Annotated in this window: 21 protein-coding genes and 1 pseudogene; 13 read left to right on the forward strand and 9 right to left on the reverse strand. The window is 68.1% G+C overall.

Features of this window, described 5'->3' with window-relative positions:
* Positions 1–17: 17 nt before the first annotated feature.
* Positions 18–1,763, forward strand: coding sequence for a DUF885 domain-containing protein (locus ABID41_RS06250; protein ID WP_354297305.1), 1,746 nt, complete (start codon positions 18–20; stop codon positions 1,761–1,763).
* 101 nt (positions 1,764–1,864) lie between these two features.
* Here ABID41_RS06250 and ABID41_RS06255 read toward each other — a convergent pair whose 3' ends face one another.
* Positions 1,865–2,500, reverse strand: a complete 636-nt coding sequence (locus ABID41_RS06255) for a TetR/AcrR family transcriptional regulator (RefSeq protein ID WP_331929080.1) — start codon at positions 2,498–2,500, stop codon at positions 1,865–1,867.
* Positions 2,501–2,654: 154 nt separating this feature from the next.
* Between ABID41_RS06255 and ABID41_RS06260 the strand changes: the two genes are divergently transcribed.
* The 4 genes and pseudogenes from ABID41_RS06260 to ABID41_RS06275 all read left to right on the forward strand — a co-directional run bounded on the left by ABID41_RS06260 (position 2,655) and on the right by ABID41_RS06275 (position 6,266).
* Positions 2,655–3,488 carry a UDP-2,3-diacylglucosamine diphosphatase gene (locus tag ABID41_RS06260; RefSeq protein WP_331929078.1) on the forward strand — a complete coding sequence of 278 codons (834 nt, stop codon included), beginning with the start codon at positions 2,655–2,657 and terminating at the stop codon, positions 3,486–3,488.
* 115 nt (positions 3,489–3,603) lie between these two features.
* A pseudogene (locus tag ABID41_RS06265) lies at positions 3,604–3,726 on the forward strand (TetR family transcriptional regulator); the annotation flags it as partial.
* A gap of 111 nt (positions 3,727–3,837) precedes the next feature.
* Positions 3,838–4,935, forward strand: a complete 1,098-nt coding sequence (locus tag ABID41_RS06270; protein ID WP_331929088.1) for a glycosyltransferase family 4 protein — start codon at positions 3,838–3,840, stop codon at positions 4,933–4,935.
* Positions 4,936–5,033: 98 nt separating this feature from the next.
* Complete coding sequence (locus ABID41_RS06275) at positions 5,034–6,266, forward strand: bifunctional alpha/beta hydrolase/OsmC family protein (protein WP_331929077.1); 1,233 nt, start codon at positions 5,034–5,036, stop codon at positions 6,264–6,266.
* A 16-nt stretch (positions 6,267–6,282) separates the two neighbouring features.
* On the opposite strand, the gene phnE is transcribed toward ABID41_RS06275, so the two are convergent.
* From phnE to phnC, 3 genes are read right to left on the reverse strand one after another with little or no spacing between them, the layout of a single operon-like run.
* Positions 6,283–7,092: a phosphonate ABC transporter, permease protein PhnE gene (gene phnE / locus ABID41_RS06280; protein ID WP_414695913.1), complete on the reverse strand. Its 810-nt coding sequence runs from the start codon at positions 7,090–7,092 to the stop codon at positions 6,283–6,285.
* Positions 7,093–7,101: 9 nt separating this feature from the next.
* The gene (gene phnD / locus ABID41_RS06285) at positions 7,102–8,121 is read right to left on the reverse strand and encodes a phosphate/phosphite/phosphonate ABC transporter substrate-binding protein (protein WP_331929075.1); all 1,020 of its coding nucleotides are present in this window, start codon (positions 8,119–8,121) and stop codon (positions 7,102–7,104) included.
* Complete coding sequence (gene phnC, locus ABID41_RS06290; RefSeq protein ID WP_331929073.1) at positions 8,118–8,912, reverse strand: phosphonate ABC transporter ATP-binding protein; 795 nt, start codon at positions 8,910–8,912, stop codon at positions 8,118–8,120. Before phnC ends, phnD begins: the two co-directional genes overlap by 4 nt.
* A gap of 397 nt (positions 8,913–9,309) precedes the next feature.
* Here phnC and ABID41_RS06295 point away from each other — a divergent pair, with 397 nt between their 5' ends.
* The 3 genes from ABID41_RS06295 (at position 9,310) to ABID41_RS06305 (ending at position 12,598) form a co-directional block, all read left to right on the forward strand.
* Positions 9,310–10,563, forward strand: a complete 1,254-nt coding sequence (locus ABID41_RS06295) for a type III PLP-dependent enzyme (protein WP_331929072.1) — start codon at positions 9,310–9,312, stop codon at positions 10,561–10,563.
* A 96-nt stretch (positions 10,564–10,659) separates the two neighbouring features.
* Positions 10,660–11,721, forward strand: coding sequence for a 1,9-bis(guanidino)-5-aza-nonane synthase (locus ABID41_RS06300; RefSeq protein ID WP_331929070.1), 1,062 nt, complete (start codon positions 10,660–10,662; stop codon positions 11,719–11,721).
* Between the two features lie 82 nt (positions 11,722–11,803).
* On the forward strand, positions 11,804–12,598 hold the full coding sequence (locus ABID41_RS06305) for an acid phosphatase (RefSeq protein WP_331929068.1): 795 nt from the start codon (positions 11,804–11,806) through the stop codon (positions 12,596–12,598).
* 2 nt (positions 12,599–12,600) lie between these two features.
* Here the strand turns inward: ABID41_RS06305 and ABID41_RS06310 are convergent, their stop codons facing one another.
* Positions 12,601–13,374 (reverse strand): molybdopterin-binding protein, encoded by a 774-nt coding sequence (locus tag ABID41_RS06310; protein ID WP_331929066.1) that lies wholly within the window; start codon positions 13,372–13,374, stop codon positions 12,601–12,603.
* The gene (locus tag ABID41_RS06315) at positions 13,371–14,177 is read right to left on the reverse strand and encodes a cytochrome b/b6 domain-containing protein (protein ID WP_331929065.1); all 807 of its coding nucleotides are present in this window, start codon (positions 14,175–14,177) and stop codon (positions 13,371–13,373) included. The genes ABID41_RS06310 and ABID41_RS06315 overlap by 4 nt, the downstream gene beginning before the upstream one ends.
* A 104-nt stretch (positions 14,178–14,281) precedes the next feature.
* On the opposite strand from ABID41_RS06315, the gene ABID41_RS06320 reads away from it, so the two are divergent.
* Complete coding sequence (locus tag ABID41_RS06320) at positions 14,282–14,476, forward strand: hypothetical protein (RefSeq protein WP_331929063.1); 195 nt, start codon at positions 14,282–14,284, stop codon at positions 14,474–14,476.
* Here the strand turns inward: ABID41_RS06320 and ABID41_RS06325 are convergent.
* Entirely contained in the window at positions 14,473–14,688 is a 216-nt protein-coding gene (locus ABID41_RS06325; protein WP_331929085.1) for an alkylphosphonate utilization protein, read from the reverse strand. The two genes, ABID41_RS06320 and ABID41_RS06325, sit on opposite strands and share 4 nt — an antisense overlap.
* A gap of 213 nt (positions 14,689–14,901) precedes the next feature.
* Between ABID41_RS06325 and ABID41_RS06330 the strand changes: the two genes are divergently transcribed.
* A complete protein-coding gene (locus tag ABID41_RS06330) occupies positions 14,902–15,834 on the forward strand; it encodes a thioesterase family protein (protein WP_354297306.1) in 933 nt (310 codons plus the stop codon).
* Here the strand turns inward: ABID41_RS06330 and ABID41_RS06335 are convergent.
* Positions 15,831–16,709 carry an alpha/beta fold hydrolase gene (locus tag ABID41_RS06335; protein ID WP_331932035.1) on the reverse strand — a complete coding sequence of 293 codons (879 nt, stop codon included), beginning with the start codon at positions 16,707–16,709 and terminating at the stop codon, positions 15,831–15,833. The genes ABID41_RS06330 and ABID41_RS06335 overlap by 4 nt on opposite strands.
* A gap of 261 nt (positions 16,710–16,970) precedes the next feature.
* On the opposite strand from ABID41_RS06335, the gene ABID41_RS06340 reads away from it, so the two are divergent.
* The 3 genes from ABID41_RS06340 (at position 16,971) to ABID41_RS06350 (ending at position 19,585) form a co-directional block, all read left to right on the forward strand.
* Positions 16,971–17,279, forward strand: coding sequence for a hypothetical protein (locus tag ABID41_RS06340; RefSeq protein ID WP_354297307.1), 309 nt, complete (start codon positions 16,971–16,973; stop codon positions 17,277–17,279).
* Between the two features lie 80 nt (positions 17,280–17,359).
* Positions 17,360–19,132: a tRNA (5-methylaminomethyl-2-thiouridine)(34)-methyltransferase MnmD gene (gene mnmD / locus ABID41_RS06345; RefSeq protein ID WP_354297308.1), complete on the forward strand. Its 1,773-nt coding sequence runs from the start codon at positions 17,360–17,362 to the stop codon at positions 19,130–19,132.
* A gap of 42 nt (positions 19,133–19,174) precedes the next feature.
* Entirely contained in the window at positions 19,175–19,585 is a 411-nt protein-coding gene (locus ABID41_RS06350) for a DUF6491 family protein (protein ID WP_331932781.1), read from the forward strand.
* A gap of 48 nt (positions 19,586–19,633) precedes the next feature.
* Here ABID41_RS06350 and ABID41_RS06355 read toward each other — a convergent pair whose 3' ends face one another.
* On the reverse strand, positions 19,634–22,804 hold the full coding sequence (locus ABID41_RS06355) for a TonB-dependent receptor (RefSeq protein ID WP_354297309.1): 3,171 nt from the start codon (positions 22,802–22,804) through the stop codon (positions 19,634–19,636).
* Positions 22,805–22,857: the final 53 nt, after the last annotated feature.

A 22,857-nucleotide genomic window follows, 5' to 3' on the forward strand; every position in this document is an offset into this window, starting at 1 on the left:
CACTTACTGGACCGATCATGCGCCCGGCTCTGCTCGCCCTCATTCTCGCGCTCGCCGCCTCGCCTGCGCTCGCGGACGACGCGGCCCTGAACCGGCTGATCTCCGAATACGAGGCCTATAGCCTCGCCGAGAACCCGATCGCCGCCGGCGACCAGGGCGATCGCGCAGCCCTGTCGCTGCTGCCGGACAACTCGCCGGCCGCCGATGCGCGGCGCGCGGCCAGCGTGAAGGACTTCCAGGCGCGGCTGAAGGCGGTGACGCCGGACGACCTCTCCGAGGAAGGCCGCATCAATCGTGAGTTTCTCGGTTGGACGCTGGAGCGGCAGGCGCGGAGCCTGGCCTTCGACGAGGCCCGGATGCCGTTCTCGTCGGACGGCGGCTTCCACTGGACCATGGGCTATATCGCCGCCTCGCTGCCGATGCGCAGCACGGCGGACGCGCGGGCCTGGATCGACCGGCTGAACGCCACGCCGGCCTATTATGACACCGAGATCGCCAACGCCCGGCGCGGCGCGGCGAGTGGCTTCACCCAGCCGCGATCCACGGTCGAACAGGTGATCTCGCGGGCGAGAGCTCAAGCGGGCGCGCCGCTCGAGACCGACCCCCTCCTGGCCCCCATCGACCGGCTGCCGGCGTCGATCCCGCAGGCCGAGCGCGCCGCCCTGCGCGCCGAGGCGCTGGCGGCGATCGCGGGCAAGGTGCGGCCGGCCCAGGTCCGCTTCGTGACCTTCCTGGAGACCGAGTACCTGCCCGAGGCCCGCAAGTCCCTGGCCGCGCGCAGCCTGCCGGGCGGCGATGACTATTATCCGTGGCTGGTGAATATCTACACGACCACCGACCTGACCCCGGACCAGGTCCATCAGAACGGGCTGGCCGAGGTGGCGCGGATCCGCAAGGAGATGGACGCGGCCATCGGCGAAACCGGCTTCAAGGGCGACTTCGCCGCCTTCCAGGCCTACCTGCGCAGCGATCCGCAGTTCTATGCCACCGACCGCCAGGACCTTCTGGAGAAGGCCTCGGAAATCGCCAAGCGCATCGACGACCAGCTTCCGGGCTGGTTCGCCACCCTGCCCCGCCTGACCTATGGCGTGCGGCCGGTCCCGGCGGACATCGAAAAGGTCTACACCACCGGCCGGTACTTCTCGGGCAATCCGAAGCTGGGGATCGCCGGCGGCTACATGGTCAATACCTATGACCTCGCCCAGCGGCCGCTCTACGAACTGCCTGCCCTGACCTTGCACGAGGCGGTCCCCGGCCACCACCTGCAGATCGCGCTGGGCCAGGAAGCCGAGGGCGTGCCGCTCTTCCGCCGCGAGGCGGACGTGGGCGCCTTCACCGAGGGCTGGGGCCTCTATGCCGAGAAGCTCGGCGGGGAGATGGGGATCTATCGCAACGCCTATGAGCGGTTCGGGCGGCTGTCCTACGAGATGTGGCGCGCCTGCCGGCTGGTGGCCGACACCGGCATCCACTGGAAGGGCTGGAGCCTGGACCAGGCGCGCGAGTGCTTCACCAGGAACACGGCGCTGTCACCGCTGAACATCGAGGTGGAGCTAGCCCGCTACGTCTCCTGGCCGGCCCAGGCGCTGGGCTACAAGACCGGCGAGATGAAGTTCGTCGAACAGCGCGAAAAGGCGCGCGCGGCCCTCGGCGACAGATTCGACATCCGCCGCTTCCACGACGCGGTGCTGCTGGCAGGCCCCATGCCGCTGAACATGCTGGAGGAGCGGGTGGACGCCTGGATCGCGGCGGAGAAGGGACGGTAACCGCCGCGGGGGCCTCGCTCGAACCATTACGCTGAAGCCGTCCTTGCGGGCGGCCTTCAGTGACTTCGCCGACAGCTCCCCCAGCGGGAAGCATCTGCAACTTACTCCGGCCAGAGTTCCTGGACGTCGCCCTTGCGGTTCAGGACGCGGACGGCGCGCTTCACGACGGTGAGGAGACGTTCCTTGCGGGCCTTCTCGTCATAGGTCAGCGCCCCCTTGGCCAGGCCTTCCAGCAGGAAGCGGCCGAGATCGCGGCTGGTCTGGAAGCGCGGATCGACGCCGGCCTGGGCCAGGGCCAGGAAGCGGTCGCCGACCTGGTTGCGGTCGAAGGCGCTTTGGGCGTTGGCCAGCCGCACGCGCAGCATGGTGTCGGTTCGCGCGGCGGCCTCGAGTTCGGCGAAGGCCACGAACGGGATCTCGTGCAGCAGCGCCCAGTAGGCGTCGATGGCGTGCTCGGCGGCGTCGACGCCGGCCGCTACCGGACCGGAGGCGGCCTGCTCGAACAGGCGCGCCCGCTCGATCTCGATATAGGCGATCGCCGCCTCGACCAGCTCTTCACGACTGGCGAAGTGATAGAGCATCGCGCCGCGCGTCAGGTTCGCGGCGTCGGCGATCATGGCGTTGGTGGCGGCGTGATAGCCGACCTCGGAGAACAGCCGCATGGCGGCGTCCAGGATACGCGCGCGAGTACGCCGAGACTTCGGCGTCTCCTTCGCAGGATAGGTTCGGGCGTCCATTGGGCCTTGGTTGACGGAAGACCTGGGGAGGGTAGGTCGTAGCAAACCAATAGTTCAAAAGGCCCTGTGACAAAAGAGGCGCTCACGGTTTCATGAGGATGACACGCAATCAGCCTAGCGGGTGTGCAGGCCTTTGCAGCCCGGAGGGCAGAGAGTGTCGGAGACGGCGACCCGCAAATACCGGAGCGTGTTTATTTCGGACGTTCACCTCGGCACCAAGGGATGCCAGGCCGAACTCCTGCTGGACTTCGTCCGGCACATCGAATGCGAGACGCTTTACCTTGTCGGCGACATCGTCGACGGGTGGAAGCTGCGCTCCGGCTGGCACTGGCCGCAGGCGCACAACGACGTCGTCCAGAAGATCCTGCGCATGGCCCGCAAGGGCGTGAAGGTGATCTACGTGCCCGGCAACCACGACGATCGGATCCGCGAGTTCGTCGGGGTCCATTTCGGCGGGGTGGTGGTGGCGCGCGACGCGATCCACGAAACCGCCGACGGCCGCCGGTTCCTGGTGCTGCACGGCGACGAGTTCGACGGGGTGGTGCAGCACGCCAAGTGGCTGGCCTTCGTCGGCGACTACGCCTACCGGGTGCTGATCGTCGCCAACACCCTCTTCAACCGCATCCGGCGACGGATGGGCTTCGGCTACTGGAGCCTCTCGGCTTTCCTCAAGACCAAGGTCAAGAACGCCTTGCAGTTCGTGGAGAACTTCGAGGCCGCGGTGGCCGACGAGGCCCGGCGGCGGGGCGTGGACGGGGTGATCTGCGGCCACATCCACAAGGCGGAGATGCGCGACATCGACGGGATCGCCTATATCAACGACGGCGATTGGGTGGAAAGCTGTTCAGCCCTGGTCGAGCACGAGGACGGGTCGCTGGAAATCCTGGAGTGGGCCAAGCTTCGCTCCTGGTCGGCGATCGACCGCACCATCCGCTTCCCCGAGCCGGCGCACGAGCCCGACCTGCTGCCGACGCCCGCCGCCGCCTGACGCGACCAATTGACAGCCAGACTGATTTGGTGACAGTTCCGCTGTCATGATGCCGCCGACCCGATACGCCTCGAGCCTGCGCGATCGACAGAAGCAGGCGACGCGCGACCAGATCATGCATGCGGTGGCCCGCAAGCTGGAATCCGGCCCGCTGGAAGACCTGAGCTTCGCCGAGATCGCGGCGGAAGCCGAAGTCGGCGAACGCACCGTCTACAGACATTTTCCGACCAAGGAAGCTCTTCTGGGCGCCTTCTGGGCCTGGCTGCAGGCCCAGGCCCTGGCCCCGACCCGCCCGGCGGCGCGGGGCCGGGAGGCCGTCGCCGCTCCGCACGAGAACGGCCACAAGCCGATGCGCATCCTGTTGGTGACGGACGCGTGGGAGCCGCAGGTGAACGGGGTGGTCCGCACCCTCACCCGCGTGGTCGGCGAGCTGAAAGGGCTGGGCCACCAGGTCGAGGTCATCAGCCCGGACCAGTTCAAGACCTTCCCCCTGCCGACCTATCCGGAGATCAAGGTCGCCTTGGCCGCCCACGAGCCGGTGCAGGAACGGTTCAAGGCCTTCGAGCCGGAGGCGATCCACATCGCCACCGAAGGGCCGCTGGGCCTGGCCGCGCGGCGGATCTGCGTGGAATGGAAGCTGCCCTTCACCACCAGCTATCACACGCGTTTTCCGGAATATGTCTCGGCCCGACTGCCTTTGCCGCTGGCGGCCGGCTACGCCTACATGAAGTGGTTCCACAAGCCGTCCGGCCGCATGATGGTGACCACGCCGACCATGCGCGACGAGCTGGAGCGGCACGGATTCGGCAATATCTCGGTCTGGTCGCGGGGCGTGGACACGGTGATGTTCCATCCCAAGCGCGAGGATGAGCCCGACGTCTATGCCGGCCTGGCGCGGCCGATCTTCCTTTCGGTCGGCCGGGTGGCGGTCGAGAAGAACATCGAGGCCTTCCTTGGCCTCGACCTGCCGGGCACCAAGGTCGTGGTGGGCGACGGGCCACAGCGCGAGGAGTTGCAGCAGCGCTATCCGGGCGTGGTCTTCACGGGGGCCAAGTTCGGGGAGGAACTGGCCGCGCATTTCGCCTGCGCAGACGTCTTCGTCTTCCCGTCCCTGACCGACACCTTCGGCCTGGTGATCCTGGAAGCCATGGCCGCAGGGGTTCCGGTGGCCGCCTATCCCGCGCCCGGCCCCATCGACATCATCCCAGGCTCCACCGCCGGCGTCCTGGCCCACAGCGCCACAGAGGGGCTGCGCGAGGCCTGCCTGGAAGCCCTGAAGCTCGATCGCAAGCAGGTGCGCGCCTTCGCCGAGGGCTTCTCATGGAAAGCCTGCGCCGAAGACTTCGTGAAGAACCTGCAACCCTATCCGGAGCCGGAAAAGACCCGGTTCTGGCGCAAGCTGCGGCGCCTGGCCCGCGTGCGCCGCCGGCGGCCCGAGGCGGCCTAGCCGGCCCTGGCGGAAGGCTCCATCCCGACAAATCCGGATGGCGCCTGGGCAATGTCGGTGGCCAATCTCTACATTGAGCCTAGCTTAAGGAGATCGCCATGGCCGAAGCCGTCCAGCACGTCGAGTTCCCCGGCCGCTCAGGTGCGACCCTGGCCGGACGCCTGGAGCTGCCGAACGGGCCGGTGCGGGGCTACGCGCTCTTCGTCCACTGCTTCACCTGCTCGAAGGACCAGATCGCCGCCAAGCGCATTTCGGCCGAGCTGGCGCGCGAGGGCCTGGCGGTGCTGCGGTTCGACTTCACCGGCCTGGGCTCCAGCGGCGGCGAGTTCGCCAGCACGAACTTCAGCTCCAACATCCAGGACATCTATTCGGCCGCGGACTATCTGCGCGACCACTACCAGGCGCCCGCGGTGCTGATCGGCCACTCCCTGGGCGGGGCGGCGGTGCTGGCGGCGGCCAAGGAGATCCCCGAGGCGCGGGCGGTCGTCACCATCGCCGCGCCGGCCGAGCCGCACCACGTCCTGAAGCATCTCGGCTCCAGCCTGGAGGAGATCAGGGCCAAGGGCGAGGCCGAGGTCGAGCTGGGCGGCCGCCGGTTCCGGGTCGCGCGGCGATTCGTGGAGGACGTGGAAAGCCATCGCCTGAGCGCGGCGATCAAGGCGATGCGCAAGCCGCTGCTGATCCTGCACTCTCCGCTCGACCACACGGTGGGCATCGAGAACGCCACCGAGATCTTCGTGGCCGCCCGCCACCCCAAGAGCTTCGTTTCGCTGGACAAGGCCGACCACCTGCTGACCGACCCGGCGGACGCGGCCTTCGCCGCCCAGGTGATCAGCGGCTGGACCAGCCGCTACCTGCCGCAGGACGAACCGCAGGGCGAGGAGCCCATCGAGCATGTGCGGGTCATGGAGACTGGCGTCGGCAAGTTCCAGAACGCTGTCCAGGCCGGCCGCCACCGGCTGTTCGCCGATGAGCCGGAGAGCGTGGGCGGCATGGATAGCGGCCCCTCGCCTTACGATTACCTGTCCATCGCCCTGGGCGCCTGCACCTCGATGACCATCAGGCTCTACGCCCAGATGAAGGGGCTGTCGCTCGGCCGGGTGCGGGTGGACGTCTCGCACGAGAAGATTCACGTCCGCGACAGCGATGCGGTCGGCGGCGGCCCGAAGAACAAGATCGACTGCTTCAGCCGGGTGATCACCGTCGAGGGCGAGGTCTCAGAGGACCTCGCCGCCAAGATCGAGGAGATCGCCGGCAAGTGCCCGGTCCATCGCACCCTTGAGGCGCGCTCCGAGGTGCGGACGGAGGTGAGGTCGGCGACGGCCGCCTGAGCCGCTCCACTGCGCCTTAGAGCAGGCGGCCGCGGATGGTCTGCGACAGCAGGTCGATCAGGGTCACGGCGACGACGATCACGATCGCGATGGCCGCGACGCGCGAATAGGCGAAGCTGTTCAGGCTGTCGAACAGGATCTGGCCGATGCCCCCCGCGCCGATCAGGCCGAGCACCGTGGCCGCCCGGCTGTTGGATTCGAAGCGGTAGAGCGCATAGGAGGTCCACAGCGGCGCGACCTGCGGGATGACGCCCCAGACCACCTCCTGCAGCGGCGCGGCGCCGGTGGCGCGCACGCCCTCGACCGGGCCTTTGTCGATGGACTCGACCGCCTCGGAGAACAGCTTGCCGAGCACCCCGCCGGTGTTCAGCGCCAGGGCCATGACCCCGGCGAACGGGCCAAGCCCCACGGCGACGACGAAGATGGTGCCGATGACCAGGTCGGGCACCGAGCGCAGGGCGTCCATCAACCGGCGGATCGGGAGCTGGACATAGGGCGGCGTGACGTTGCGCGCGCCCAGCAGCCCGAGCGGAATGGCCAGCAGGACGGCGATGGCCGTACCCCAGAGCGCGATCTGGATGGTCAGCCACATCTGGGCGATCAGGAACGTCCAGTCGGTGAAGTCCGGGCGCAGGAACTCCTGACCGAACTGGCGCATGTTCTCCGAGTTCTGGAACAGCAGCGGCAGCTTGGCCATCTCGGCCGGGCCGAAGCTGATCACCAGCAGGATGGCGATGCCGCCCCACAGGCCGAGGTCGAACAGGCGCTGGCCGAGCGGCCGCTCGGGCGGCTTCAGCAGGTCGGCTTGGGTCACGCTGGCGGTCACTTCGGATTCCTACTGGACGCTCACCGGCTCGCCGGTCTTGGCCTGGAGAGCGGCGCGCTCGGCCGCGATCCCGTCGAGCGTCTTCTGGGCCTGGGCTTCCTTGACCTTGTCACCGCTGTTGCGGGCCTCGAGCAGTTGCTCGGTCGCCTCCATCTCGCGCACTGGCAGCAGGTGGTTGTTGTCGGCGGGGCGGAAGCCGCCGATGGACAGGGCCGAGAGCAGCTTGCGCTGGCGCTCGGCCTCCGGGCCTTCGCCCTGGGCGTAGGTCAGGAAGAACTGGCGCAGCTTCTCCTTCAGGGCCGGATCGAGATCCTTGCGCCAGATGATCGGGTCCTCAGGCAGCTTGGGGCTCTCCCATATCACGCGGATCTGGTCGGCCACGGGCGACTTGCGCTCACGCTGCAGGCGGATGGCGGTTGAATTGTTGGTCGCCACGTCCAGGACGCCCTTGGCCACCGAGAACAGGTTGGCCTGATGGTTGGCGGTGCGCACCTGCTTGAAGCAGGCCTCGGGGCGGATGCCCTTGGGCGCGAAGAGGTAGGTCATCGGCGCCAGGGTGCCGGAGGTCGACTTGGCGTCGCCGATCCCGAAGGTCAGCGTCTTGTCGCACTTGAGCACGTCTTCCAGCGTGGTCTTGGAGTTGGCCGGCACGATCAGCACCGAGGTGTAGCCATCGGATCCGCTGGGATCGAAGGTCCGGGCGAACACCTCGCCGTTGGAACGGCGGACCGCTTCCAGGCCCGACTGGTTCGAGAACCATCCGGCGTCGGTCTGCTTGAAGCGCAGGGCCTCGATGAGCGCCGTGTAGTTCGAGGCGAAGAACGGCTTTACCGGAATGCCGATCGACTTTTCCATGTCGGCCAGGATCGGCTTCCAGAAGGTCTCCATGCTGGAGGAGTTCTCGGTCGCGAGGATCGAGAAGTTCAGCACCTTGGGCGGGCCGCTGGCGGGGGTCTGCTCGGACTTGCCGCAGGCCGACAGGCCAAGGGCCGCGAGGCTTGAGCCGATGAGGAGGCGGCGGTCGATCATTTCGGCGCTCCTTCCCAGAAGACGTCTTCGAATTCCGGGCCGTAGATGTCGATGAGCTGTTTGCGTTCGAGGCCGGCGGCAGGGCCGTCATAGACGATCTTGCCGGCCTTCAGGGCGACCACGCGATCGCAGTAGCGCATGGCGTAGTCGACCTGGTGCAGGGTGACGACGACCGTCAGGCCGTCCTGCTGGTTGAGCTCGCGCAGGATCTCCATGACCCGGCGGGCCGAGACGGGGTCGAGGGAGGCCACCGGCTCGTCGGCCAGGATGATCTTGGCCTTCTGGACCAGGGCGCGGGCGATGGCGCCGCGCTGCTGCTGGCCGCCGGAAAGGGTGTTGGCGCGCTGGCCGGCATATTCGGCCACGCCCACCCGGGCCAGGGCCGCCATCACCGCCTGCTTGGTCTCGGCCGGCCACAGCCCCAGCACGCCGCGCAGGAACGGGATGCGGCCGAGCGAGCCGAGGGCGACGTTGCTGAACAGGGTCAGGCGGCCGACCAGGTTGAACTGCTGGAAGATGAAGCCGATGCGGATGCGCGCCTCGCGCACCTTGCCGCTGATCTTGCCGTCCGACTGCACCACGCCGCCGAAGGCCTCGATCTTGCCGGCGCCGCCGTCGATGGTCTGCAGGCCGCTGATCGAGCGCAGCAGGGTCGACTTGCCCGAGCCCGAAGGCCCGATCAGGGCGATCATCTCGCCCTTGCCGACGTTCATCGACACGGAATCCAGGGCGCGACGAGAGCCGAAGCTCTTCGAGGCGTTCCGCACGGACAGTACGGCGGCTTCAGACATAGATGGCGATGTTTCCCGGATCAGCATGCGCAATGGTACGGAGATCGCCGACCCCTGCGACGGCTTCATGACACGAGGCTGCGCTTTTGGTCTAGCGCGAGATCGCGATCGGCTGGGCCAATCCCTCTCAATGCCTGGATAAGGCGGCCAGCGCGGACCGACCAAGCGCCTTGCTGCGCACGATCGCCGCGGGTGTAAACACTTCGGAAACCAAGTTCGCGCTTCCTCTGCAAACGCTGGCCGGGCCTGGGTTTCATGACAATTTCCAGGCGAGCGCACAAACCCCTTTACATCGAGGGTCAACGACCCTATTTCGCACGGCTCCGGCGGACCCGATGTCCTCAAAAGCGCTGCTAACGCCGGTCTAGGTTCAACAATCCGTTGGGGGTTGCGTGAGGTGCAAAGGTACCATACGCCCCTGGACCTGGTCCGTGAGCGGCCACCGGAACGCCCTGTCGCCATTGCGCGACCGGACGCGGTGGCGGTAGCGGCGCGCTGGTTCCAGGATAATTTCAAAGGCGACGTCTTCTACGCGGTGAAGGCCAATCCTTCGCCCTGGGTCATTCAGGCCCTCGTGCAGAACGGCGTGACGTCCTTCGATGTGGCCTCGGTCCCCGAGATCGAGCTGGTCGCGCAGCACGCGCCGGGTTCCCGCATGGCCTTCATGCACCCGGTGAAGAGCCGCGCGGCGATTGCGGCCGCCTATTTCGATCACGGGGTGAAGACCTTCTCGCTGGATACCCACGAGGAGCTCGAGAAGATCCTCGCGGCGACCCAGGGCGCGAAGGATCTGAACCTCATCGTCCGTCTCGGCGTCTCCGCCGAGGGCGCGGCCTATTCGCTGGCCGGCAAGTTCGGCGTCGATCCGCATCAGGCTCCGGGCCTGCTGCTGGCCGCCCGCCGCGCGACCCAGGACCTGATGGGCGTCTCGTTCCACGTGGGCAGCCAGTGCATGCGTCCGACCGCCTACCAGGCGGCGATGACCCAGGCGTCCCGCGCCCTGGTCCGCGCCGGCGTGTTCGCCGACGTGGTGGACGTGGGCGGCGGCTTCCCGTCGGTCTATCCCGGCATGGTTCCGCCGGACCTGGCCGACTACATGGACTCCATCGACCGCGGCTTCGCCGAGATGATGGTGCACGAGACGACCGAGCTGTGGTGCGAACCGGGCCGGGCGCTGGTGGCCGAGGGCTCCTCGATCCTCACCAAGGTCGAACTCAAGAAGGGCGACGCGCTCTATCTGAACGACGGTTCCTATGGGTCGCTGTTCGACGCCGCACACACCAAATGGCCCTTTCCGGTCAAGCTGCTTCGCGGCGAGAACGGCGAGGCCCACGAGGTGAAGGGCCCGCTGAAGCCCTACCGCTTCTGGGGTCCGACCTGCGACTCGCTCGACCACATGCCCGGCCCGTTCTGGCTGCCGGAGGATGTGCGCGAGGGCGACTATGTCGAGATCGGCATGCTCGGCGCCTATGGCGTGGCCATGAACACCCGCTTCAACGGCTTCGGCGATGCCGAGACCGTGGAGACGGCCGACGCGCCCATGGCCTCGATGTTCGGCCTGGCGCGGCGTTCGATCCCGGTTCCCCGCCAGGAGAGCCAGAACGTCGTGAAACTGTCGCGAGCTCGCGGAAAGAAGCGTCGGCGGAAATAAGCCGGCTGCTCGAGTGTTATAGGCGCGGCCGGTCGCTCCGTCCCGGCCGCGCCTCTTCCATTTGGACGGGCGCTCAAACTCTGAGGATTTAAGAGAATGAACGCTGACGTTCAGAAGTCGAACCGCAAGGCCGAACTGCTGGCCAACACCGTCGAGCACGTGGCGATCGACCAGTACGACGCCCGTCCGGTCATCGACGCCATGCGCAAGATGAGCTTCACCAGCCGCGACACCGCGCGCGCGGCGGACATCTGGTCGATGTCGCTGGAAGACAAGGACTGCTCGACCTGGCTGACCCTGGCAGGGTCGACCAGCGCCGGCGGCTGCATGCACATCTATCGCGACATGGTGAAGTACGGGATGATCGACACGATCGTCTCGACCGGCGCCTCGATCATCGACATGGACTTCTTCGAGGCCCTCGGCTTCAAGCACTATCAGGCCCAGTCGAACGTCGACGACCGCGACCTGCGGGAACTCTATATCGACCGCATCTACGACACCTACATCGACGAGGAAGAGCTGCAGGCCTGCGACTCGACGATCTACGAGATCGCCAACGCCCTGGAGCCCCGCCCCTATTCGTCGCGCGAGTTCATCTACGAGATGGGCAAGTGGCTGGCCGAAGGCGGCGCCAAGAAGCCGGGCTCGCTGATCGAGACCTGCTATCACGAGGGCGTGCCGATCTTCTGCCCGGCCTTCACCGATAGCTCGGCCGGCTTCGGCCTGGTGAAGCATCAGGTCGAGCGGATGAAGGCGGGCAAGCCCTACCTGACCATCGACTCGGTCGCCGACTTCCGTGAACTGACGGACATCAAGCTGGCGGCCGGCACCACCGGCCTCTTCATGGTCGGCGGCGGCGTTCCGAAGAACTTCGCCCAGGACACCGTGGTCTGCGCCGAGATCCTCGGCCACGAGGCCGAGATGCACCGCTACGCGGTCCAGATCACCGTGGCCGACGTGCGCGACGGCGCCTGCTCGTCCTCGACGCTCAAGGAAGCCTGCTCCTGGGGCAAGGTCGACGTGACCTGGGAACAGATGGTCTTCGCCGAAGCCACCACCGTGGTCCCGCTGATCGCCTCCAACGCCTGGCACAAGGGATCGTGGAAGACCCGCACCAAGCCGCGCTGGAACAAGCTCTTCGAAAAGAAGGCCTAAGCGAAACGAGAATGGCCGGGGTTCACGCCCCGGCCATTTTTGTTTAGGCCGGAGGCGGAGCCGACAGCCGCAGGGGGATGAGATGAACCGCACGCTGACCAGCCTGAGCATCACGGGAATCCTCGTCGCAGCGGCAGGCGGCGCGGCGCTCGCCCAGCACCCGCCGACCGCGCCTCAGGGCTATCTCGGCGAGGCCGCGCCCGACACCTACAAGATCCTGCCGCCCGCGCCGACGCCCGGTACGATCCGCTATCAGGCCGACCGCGCCACCTTCCTGGCCACCCGGGCGATGAAGGACTCGCCGCGCTGGTCGCTGGCGGCCGGCGACGTCGACGAGGCCGCGATCCTCAAGGACATGAGCTGCGCCATCGGCCTGGAGCTGACGCCGGACAATGCGCCGACCGTGACCAGGATTCTCACCACCATGCGCCACGACGTGCGCCGCGCGGTGAACCGTCCCAAGGACATCTACAAGCGCGAGCGTCCCTATCTGGTCGACCAGGGCGACATCTGCGTGGCCAAGACGGACGGCCTGGCCCAGAGCCCGGACTATCCCTCCGGCCACACCACCTGGGGCTGGAGCGTCGGGCTGGTGCTGGCCGAACTCCTTCCCGAACACAGCACCGAGGTCCTGTCCCGGGCCCGCGCGTTCGGCGAGAGCCGGCTGATCTGCGGCGTCCACAACATGAGCGCGGTGGAGTCCGGGCGCACCAACGGCTCGATCGTGGTCGCCGGCCTGCACGCCTCGCCCCGGTTCCGCGCCGACATGGACAAGGCTCGCAAGGAGATCGCCGCGGCCCGCAAGTCGCCCAAGGTCCCCGACGCCGCCGCCTGCGCCGCCGAGGCCGAACTGATCGCCAAGTCGCCGTACAACTAGGCTCAGATCCCCGCGTACCATTCGTAGCCGCGGTCTTCCCAGAAGCCGCCCTTGCCGCCGGCGATGCCCGTCAGGTCGGCGACGGCCTCGATCCGCATGACGTACTTGGCGTGCTTGTAGCCGAGCTGGCGTTCGACCCGCAGGCGGACGGGCGCGCCATGGGCGACCGGCAGTGGGGCGCCGTTCATGTCGTAGGCGAGGATGGTCTGCGGGTGGTAGGCGTCGACGAGGTCGATGCTCTCGTAATAGCGGCCAAGGCCCTGCGGCGCATTGGGGTCGAGGGTGTCGGCGCAGTGGAAGACGACGTAGCGAGCGTCAGGCTTCAGCCCCGCCTTGTCCAGCAGGGCGCCGAGCCGCGCCCCGGTCCACTTGCCGATCGCCGACCATCCCTCGACGCAGTCGTGGCGGGTGACCTGGGTGCGGACCGGCTGCGCGCGGAGCTCGGCCAGGGAGAGCGCCAGCGGCCGCTCGACCAGGCCGTCCACGACCAGCCGCCAGTCCGCAAAGCCATTGTCGACCAGGGCGCGATAATCGGCGTCGCCGGGCGAGATCGATCCGTTCGCCCGGAAGTCCGGGGAAATCCGGCTTTCGGGAAACTCCTGCGCCAGGGCGGTGCGGTCGACCAGCAGGCGCTGGGCGCGGCGCGTCAGGCCTTCGGCCCGGGCCAGCCCCTTCTGGACGGACGGATTGAGGGTGAGCTGGTCGCAGGCGGCCAGGACCAGGCCGCTCGCCGCGGTCGCCAGGCCCGAGAGCCATTGCCGGCGCGTACCTCTCATCGGCCGCCCTCCTGCCGAATCGCAAACTGCCCGGTGACCATGGCGCGCAGGCTGTTCCAGGGGCTGGAGAGAAGCACCATCAGCACATGGACGAGCACGAACAGCACCAACAGGCTGGCGGTGAGGAAGTGGATCGTCCGCGCCGACTGCCGCCCGCCAAAGAGCTCCGGCAGCCAGGGAAATCCGGCGTTCATGCCTGGCGACATGGAAAGCCCGGTCAGCACCATCAGCGGCAGGAGAATCAGCACCACCGCCAGATAGCTCAGCTTCTGGAGCACGTTGTAGCGCCGCGCCGCCTCGCCCTTGGCGAACCGAAGGCGGCTATGGTCGACGACCTCGCGCCAGATGTGGCCGGGCGCAAGCTGGTCGCGGCCCGGCAGCAGGTCACGGCGCAGGTGGCCGCCGGCAAACGCGGCGAGCAGATAGACGAGGCCGTTCAGCGCGAAGATCCAGGCGAAGAAGAAGTGCCAGCGTCGGCCATCGGCCAGGCTGCGATAGCTCGGCAGGGTCGCCCAGGCGGGAAAGCCCCGGACCTCGCCGCCCGAAAAGCCGAACAGGCCGGTGGTCTCGAACATCGCCGATCCGATCCTGGTCACGCCGACGGCCTGATCGCCGCGCTCCCCGGCGACCATCGCCGCCCAAGGCTGGGCGAAGGTCGAGACGTCTCCCCAATAGAGCGCCGGATGGGCGTTGAAGATCTGCAAGCCGCTGGCCAGCAGCACCAGCAGGGCCAGGACATTGATCCAGTGGGTCAACCGCACGATCAGGCTGTGGCGTCGAACAAGGACGGCCGAGGACGGCATCCGGCTTCCTCCATGTCCCAGCGACTGTGCGCCAGGGCGCCGGCGCGGTCCAGGCTGGAACGTGACGCGGCCCTGCCGGTTTTGCTGTCAGAAGGAGGAGCGCCATGCCCCGACATCAGCAAGACAAGGAACTGCAGACACCCGGTCGCCGCGCCAACGCAGCCCAGCCGCTGGATGCGGCCAAGGACAACGCCGGCGCCGAACGATACCCCGACGAGGGCCGCAGCTTCGAGACCGAGAGCTCGTCCGGCGGGCATATGGGCCCCGGCGGCGATCCCGCCGAGGGCAAGCGCGACTAGAGCTTCTTGACGAACTCGGCGCGCAGCACGAGGCCCTTGATGGACTCGTGCCGACAGTCGATCTCCTGATCATCGCCGGTCAGACGGATCGAGCGGATGACCGTCCCGCGCTTCAGGGTCTGGCCCGCGCCCTTCACCTTCAGATCCTTGATCAGGGTGACGCTGTCACCATCCGCCAGGACGTTGCCGACGGAATCGCGCACCTCCACCACGCTGGCGGCCGCGTTCCGCGCCGCAAGATCGGCTGCGCTGACCCACTCGCCCGTGGCCTCGTCATAGACGAACTCGTCATTCCCGCTCATGAAACCGTCTCCGAAGCTTTGCCCCGCCTTAACGGGGCGAATCGCCGAGAGCCAGCGCAAAGCTGGCGCCCATGCGCAAGGCCCCCTAAGTTCCGCCCACCATATTCCCGGGGAGTGTCGAGCGTGTCTGACGGCGTGGAAGTCTGGAGCGGCGGCGTCAACACCTGGGAATGCGACGAGATGGGCCACCTGAACGTGCGGTTCTGGGGCGCCAAGGCGCAGGAGGGCCTGGCTGGCCTGGCCGCGCAGCTCGGCATGCCTCGCGCGTTCGCCGCCGACGGCGAAGCGACGGTGATCGTCCGCGAGCAGCACATCCGCTTCCTGCGCGAGGCGCATGCGGGCGCGGCGCTGAGCATGACCGGCGGCGTGGTCGAAATGGGCGAGACCGACGCGCGGCTGATCCTGGTCATCCGCCATCCCGACGGACGGCCCGCGGCCACCTTCCAATTGGTCGTCGAGCACGTCACGAGCAAGGAGATGCGCCCCTTCGCCTGGTCGGCGCCCATCCGCGAACGCGCGGCCGGCCTGATGACCAAGGTCCCCGACTTCGCAGCCGCCCGTAGCATCGACCTTTCGCCGGTGACCTCGACCGCCAGTCTGCAACGGGCGCTGGGGCTGGACCTGAAGCGCATCGGCCTCGGAGTGATCGGACCGGCGGAATGCGACGTGTTCGGACGCATGCGCCCGGAGATCTTCATCGGCCGGGTGTCGGACGGGGTGGGCCGGCTGTTCGGCGAGACCCGGCCTGGCCCGGCCAGCCTCGCCGAGGACGAGCCGCAGCCGCGGATCGGCGGGGCGGTGCTGGAATACCGGGTGCTGCACCTGGCCTGGCCGGAAGCCGGCGACGGCGTCGAACTGCGCTCCGGCTTTGCGGGCTGCGACGCCCGGACCCGCCGGGTGATCCACTGGATGGTCGATCCGCAAAGCGGCCGGCCATGGGCCAGCGCCGAGGCGGTGGTGATCTCCTTCGACCTCGACAAGCGCAAGGTCGTGGACATCTCGCAGGCGGCGCAGGAGGTCTACCGCGCCGCCTCCCCCAAGGGCCTGGCGCTTTAGCCGACCGCCTTGCGCAGGGCGGCCTGGACGAGGTCCGGCCGTTCCATGGGCACGAAGTGGGTCGTGCCCGGCACGGTCTCCATCTGGATACGGCCGGCGGCGACCAGGGCGTCCAGCCGCGGATCTTCGCGGCAGGTGGAGCCCTGGGCGGCGCGGAAGATGCGCATCGGGACCCTGGCGGCCTCGAAGGCGCCCCAGGTGTCGTGGGCGTGGGAGCTGAAATTCGACGCCTCCCAGGCCGGCGAGCATGAAAGCTCGACCTCGCCGTCAGGGCGCTCGCGGAAGCCGTCGGCCACATAGTCGGCGAGCATTTCGGGCGGCCAGGTCTTGAAGGCGCCGCGCCCCGTATAGGCGGCCACGACGGCCGCCCGGTCCGGGAACACCGACCGGCGCTTCAGAGCGCCCTGGACCATCGGCGAGTTGGCGAACTGGGCCGGATCGACCTTGCTCGGGCCCGGCGTCACGACGGGATCGAACAAGACCAGACTGCGGATGCGGCGCGAATCTTCGGCCTGGGCCAGGACGCAGGCGGTGCCGCCCATCGAGTGTCCCGAGAGGACGACATCGCCCAGGTCCAGGGTGTCGAGCAGCGCCAGCAGGTCGTCGCGCAGGCCGTTCCAGGAGGTCCGCCCCTCGGTCTCGGCCGGCAGGGTCGAACGGCCATGACCACGCTGGTCGACCGCCAGGATCCGATAGTCCCGGGCCAGCGGCTCAAGGATCGCGCGATAGGTCCGGGCGTTGAAACCGTTGGCGTGGACGAAAACGATGTCCACCGGGCGGGAGGCGTCCCCGAACTCGAGCGCCGCCATGGCCCCGCCGCGGCCCGCAAGTTCGAAAAGACGCGCCCGGGGCGCATCCGTCAAAGCCGAATCCATGTAGCAATCCTCCGACAACCGCCTATATGAAGCGCCCGCTAGCGGAACGCGCAATGACCGGCCGTTGGCGGATATTCCCTCGAAAGCCTTGGTTTTCCACACAATCTCGCCCTCGGGGCGAAATGTGATCACAGAGGCGTGAATTAAAGCCTTGCCCTTGGCGCTCAGCCGGGCATATTCCAGGGCAGCGCTCGCGACCGTTCCCACACGGGTTCGCCTCGTCAGGCGCTTCTAACCTCCGTTTCCAGGGGACCCAGGGACATGACCACCGAAATCCTTCGCAAGCTGCTCGTCGCCGGCGCCGCTGTCGCCGCTCTGTCCGTCGCCGCCTGCGGCAAGCCGGCTGAAAAGGCCGACGCCGCCGCCGCCGAAGCCACCACCGAAGCTTCGACCGCTGCTGAAGCCGCCACCACCGCGACCGACGCTGCGGCCACCGCCGCCGACGCCGCCGCCGACGCGACCAAGGCCGCTGGCGACGCCGCCGCTGCTGCTCCGGCCGCCGCCGCCGACGCCGCCGCTGCTCCGGCCGCCCCGGCTGCCGACGCCGCTGCCGCTCCGGCCGCGAAGTAAGTCTTACGAACGCATCAGCGTTCTAAGCGGAGGGCCGCCCTTTGGGGCGGCCCTTTTCTTTTGTCCGCTATGATACCGCCATGAGCACGCAATCGCCGCTGACCTGGACCGAGGACGGCCAGCCCAGATCCCGTCTCTATGGCGACGTGTACTTCTCGGCGGAGGACGGCCTGGCCGAATCGCGGGCCGTATTCCTGCAGGGCTGCGGCCTTCCCGGCGCCTGGCAGGGGCGGGGACGTTTCGTGGTCGGCGAGCTGGGTTTCGGCTCGGGCCTGAACATCCTGGCCCTGATGGAGCTGTGGCGACGCACTACGCAGCCCGACGCGAGGTTGCACGTCTTCAGCATCGAGGCCCACCCGATCACCGGGGCCGAGGCCGCCCAGGCCCTGGCTCGCTGGCCTGAGCTGTCGGACCTCGTGGAGCTGCTGGTCGCCCGTTGGCCGGGGCGCGCGCGCGGCTTCCACCGGATCGAGATTCCCGAGGCCCGAACGACCATCGACCTGGCGGTGATGGACGTCGAGGCGGCGCTCGGCGCCTGGACCGGCAAGGCAGACGCCTGGTTCCTCGACGGCTTTTCCCCCGCTCTCAACCCGGCCATGTGGCGCGAAGAGATCATGGCGCTGGTGGCGCAGCGGTCCGCGCCCGGCGCTCGGGCCGCGACCTTCACGGTCGCCGGCGCGGTTCGCCGAGGCCTGGCCGCCGCCGGCTTCGAGGTCGAGAAGCGCCCAGGTTTCGGCCGCAAGCGCGAGCGGCTGGAGGCGCGCCTACCCGGTCACGCGCCGCCGCCTTCGCCGCGCACCGCGGCGATCATCGGCGCCGGCGTCGCGGGCGCCTCCCTGGCGCGGGCCTTCAGGGCCCTGGGCGTCGAACCGATCCTGATCGACGCCGAAGGCGCGGGCGCAGGCGCGTCGGGGAATCCGGCCGGCCTGGTGACGCCGCGGCTGGACGCAGGGCTCGGTCCGATCGCCGAACTCTTCGCCCAATCGCTGCGGCGGGCCGGCGCGCTCTACGAGGCCACGCCCGACGTGGTGATCGCCCGTGGCGTGCTGCAATTGGCGCAGGACGATCGCGACCCGGCGCGCTTCGCCAAGATCGCGGCATCTGACCTCTTCGAACCAGGCGACCTGACGCCCCGCGAGGCTTCGTCGGACGCGCCGGCGGCGCTGGCGATGAGCCGCGCCCTGGTGGCGCAGCCGACCTCGATCCTCAAGGCCTGGACCGGCCAGGTTCTACGGGCCCGCGTCGTCGAAGTGCAGGCGAGCGGGAGCGGCTGGCGTCTCATAGGCGAGGAGGGCGAGACCCTGCTGGAGGCCGGCGTCGTGGTCCTGGCCGCCGGCGCGGGCCTGGGAGATTTCGGCTTGACGCCGACGGTCACGCCGGTCCGCGGCCAAGCAAGCTGGATGGCGAACGCACCGCCGCCGCCCGCGGCCATGGCCTGGGGCGGATATATCGTGCCGACCCGCGATGGACTGTTGTTCGGCGCGACCCACGACCGGGGTCAGACCTCCACGGAGGTTCGCCAGGATGATCACGAGCGCAACCTGGCCACCCTGGCCGAGCGGCTGCCGGCCACCGCCGCCAGCCTCGCGGGCGAACCGCTGGAAGGTCGCGCATCGATTCGGGCGACCACCAGCGACCACCTGCCGCTGGCCGGCGCCATAGGCGGGCGCGCCGGGCTTTACGTGCTGGGCGGGCTCGGCTCGCGCGGCCTTTGCCTGGCGCCGCTGCTGGCCGAGCACGTTGCGGCCCTGGCGCTCGATGCGCCCTCCCCGCTGCCGGAAGCCGTGGCCGCGATCGTCGATCCCGACCGATTTCGAAAGCGCGCGGAACGCAAAGGCCGCAATCCGGCTTAAGTTCGACGATGAGTTGCACCAGCCCGCAAAGGGAGCATGAGCGTGATCCGAGCATCCTTAGGGGCGGGCTGCGCCGCCCTTCTCCTGCTGGCGGCGTGCGCCACCAGGGACACCGACGGACGGCAGTCGGCGGCCGGCGATAACGCCAGACGACAGTGTTTCTGGGCTCAAAGCGTCAGCGGCTTCAGCGCCATCGACGACCAGACGGTCATTGTCACGGTCGGGGTGAACAACGCCTTCCGCCTCGACCTGTTCAGTCGCTGCCCGGACGTAGACTGGAACCAGCGTATCGCCCTGGTTTCGCGCGGGGGCTCGTCCATCTGCTCGGGCCTGGACGCGACCATCATAACCCGCGGCCCGGGCGGCATGCAGCAGCGGTGCCAGGTGCGGACGGTCACCAAGCTCACGCCCGAGGAGGCGGCGGCCCTGCGGGCCCGACCAAGGTCGAGATGAGGAAAAAAGAAGGCGCCGCCCTTCGAGGGGGGCGACGCCTTAGGTCGGCTAGAAGCGCGCTTTGAGTGACACGGCGTAGACGCGGCCGAGCGGGTTCCCGCTGCCCGGGTCGTAGTTGTACTGGGTGCCCAGCGCGAACGGCGGGTCCTCATCGAAGATGTTCTGGACCGTCAGGGTCGCGGTGACGTTCCGCGGAAGTTCGACCCGATAGGTCAGGTCGTGCTGCCAGTATTCCGGGATCTTGGTCCCATCGGTCTTGAGCGCCGCAGCCAGGGCGATCGGATTCGTCTCCACGTGGGTGGTCGAGGAGATGAACCGGGTCTGCCAACGCAGGTTGTGGATGCCACGCGACCAGTTCAGGAAGCCGTTGGCCCGCAGCCTGTTGTAGCCGGTGAACAGCGAGGCCCGGTAGGTGCCGGCCCGCTCCTGCACGCCCGCGCTGTTCGAGGGGAAGCCCTCGATCATGTAGGGCGCCTCGTCGTACTTCAGCAGGTAGGTCCCGTCGAAGCCGGCGGTGAAGTCACCCCCAAGCACTTCACCGACGTCCAGGTTGGCCTGGAAGTCGAGGCCCTTGGTCTTCACGTTGCCGCCGTTGATGTACTGGGTGCGGTACGAGAGGATGTTCGCCCGTCCACAAGAGCCGGAGAAGGTGAAGCGAGCCTCGACGGCCGCATAGGCCGGGTTGCCGCAGTTACCGGTCGCCGAACCACCGGGGAACATGACGTTCAGCAGGTCCGCCGTGGTTTCCGAGGTCATCGGGTCGTCGAAGTCGAAGCTCCAGTAGTCCAGGGTGGCCCGGAAGTTCGGGAAGTTGACCGCCGCGCCGACATTGTAGGTGAAGGCGGTTTCGGGCTTCAGGTCCGGGTTGCCGAACAGGTCGTTGGCTCGATAGGTGCCGTTGGCGTTGGTCAGGCCGCGCGAGAAGTTGTCGGTGGTGATGGTCGCCGCCGGAGCGCGATAGGTGGTGCCCAGCGATCCGCGGAGCGCCAGCCAGTCGAGGGCCTGCCAGCGGACGGCGGCCTTCGGATTGAAGGTCTCGTCCTGGCTCTCATAATATTCGTAGCGGCCGGCCAGGGTGAGCTCGAGGTCCTCGGTGATCGGCACCAGCACCTCGGCGAAGGTCGAGCTGATCTTCCGGTTCACGTCGAAGGGACGCAGGTTGGCGTTGAACAGGAAGGGCCCGTTCGCCGTCGTCGGACAGAAGGGCGAGCCGTCGCCGAAGGGCGGCGAGTCCACGCAGGGCGTGGCGTTGGCGTCGTAGAGCACGTCCGGGTTCGAGATCGTCCGGTCGTACCGGTACTGCGCGCCCCAGGCCCAGGAGATCTGGTCGCCGCCCCAGCCCAGGCCCCACGGCAGTTGACCGTTCAGGACCAGGTCGGCGACGAACAGCTCGGCGGAACGGTGGTTGCGCTGCTTCTCGTCCATCCAGGCGACCACGTCGCCGCGGGCGTCGGCGGCTTCGTTGAAGCCGGGGATGGTCGAGTTGGCGATGTAGAACGGGTTGGGGCCGACCTGGGCCAAGCTTTCGGCGAAGGCGTTGGTGAACGGGTTGAAGTAATAGCAACCCATCGACGCATTGCCGGCGTTGGTCGTGAAGTTGTTGGTTTCCGCCGCCGTACACTGGTTGGCCGCGCCATCGCGGCTGCCGAAGCCGCGCAGCGCGAGCTGCAGGCGGTTAACCGACAGGTCTTCCAGGTTATAGTTGTAGTCCTGCTTCTGATAGGTCAGCGACAGGTCGAAGCCGATACCGTTGTCGAACTTGCCCTTGAAGCCGCCGGCCACGCGGGCCGTATCGACCTTGTAGCTGTAGTGGGCATGCCTATCGTCGTTATACGGATTGCCGCCGAAGCCGATCGGGCGCCAGACGCTCTGGCTCGCCGCGACGCCGTAGGCGCCGGCGTTGGCGAGGCCGGCCTGCGCGAGCGCCAGACCCGCGGCGCAGCTCGCCGCATCGACGCCGTAAGGCAGCGCCGTGCCGGTGCAGTTGGCCGCGCTCACCTGCGAGATCAGCGCCAGGAGGCCGGGGTTGGTGTTGGGGATGAAGAAGCGCGACTGCTCGCCCGTACCCGTCGCCGGAATGGGCGAAACCCCGCCGCCCGGCGAAGCGCCGGAGGGCAGTTGCGGCGCCGGGAACTGGTTCGGCCCGGTGACCGCCCAGCTCTGCAACGGCGTATCGTGCATGGCGTAGAGCACTTCGATATTCGCCGAGATATTGTCGGTGACGTCGAAGTTGAACTTGCCGTAGGCCGAGTAGTGGTGCTCGTTCTCCACCAGGTTGTCGAAGGTCGTGTACTGGAAGTTACAGACCGAGGAATCGGGCCTGACCGTGCGCGTGCCGATAAGGGTGGTCAGGCTGTAGGGCGCGCCGCCATTGGCCGCGCAGCCGATATCCGGCAGGGTTCCGGTGAAGCTCGCGGAAGTGAAGCCGGAGTTCGGCGAGCCCACCGGAGCGGTGGTCGCATAGTTGTAGCCGCCGGGGTTGCCGGTGGCCGCCCATCCGCCCAGCGGATTTTCCAGGAAGCCGTCAACGCCGGTGCGGATCGCCCAGTCGCGCTCGAAGATCGGCAGTTCGGACCGCCGACGATAGCCCAGGGTGACCAGGGCGTCGGCGCGCTCCCACTTCTTGCCCCAGGCCGCCGACAGCTCGTAGTCGCCGTCCGAACCGTCGATGAACTGGTACTGACCGCTCAGCTCGAAGCCGTCGAGATCGTTCCGGGTGATGAAGTTGACGACGCCGGCGATGGCGTCGGAGCCGTAGGTCGCGGCCGCGCCGTCCTTAAGCACCTCGACCCGGCCGATCGCGGCCGAAGGCAGGAGGTTGATGTCGACCGAGCCGTTCCCCTGTTCGGAGACCGGGACCCGCCGTCCGTTGAAGAGCACCAGGGTGCGCGCGCCGGTGGCCGCGGAATTCAGGCTGCGCAGGTTGATGGTGGCCGCGCCCGAGCCCGAACCGAAACGGTTGTTCTCGCCGATCACCGCGCCCGACGACGGAATGGTCTTGATGAACTGGACCATCGTCGGCGAACCGCGGGCTTCCAGTTCCTTGGAGCCGATCACGTCGACCGGCACGGCCGCGTCTTCCGGCGTACCCGCGATGAACGACCCGGTGACGACCACCTCCTCGACGGTGGACGCTTGCTGGGCCTGCGCCGATGTGGCGGAAATCGCCAGGGCGACAGCCAATAGAGAGCCGCCGCAGAAATATCTGCTCTTCAACATTGGTTTCCTTCCCCCTCGAGAGCCGCCCCCGTCTGACGCGGGAGCTCTAGACT

The organism is Phenylobacterium koreense (assembly GCF_040545335.1).
Classification (GTDB): Bacteria; Pseudomonadota; Alphaproteobacteria; order Caulobacterales; family Caulobacteraceae; genus Phenylobacterium; species Phenylobacterium koreense.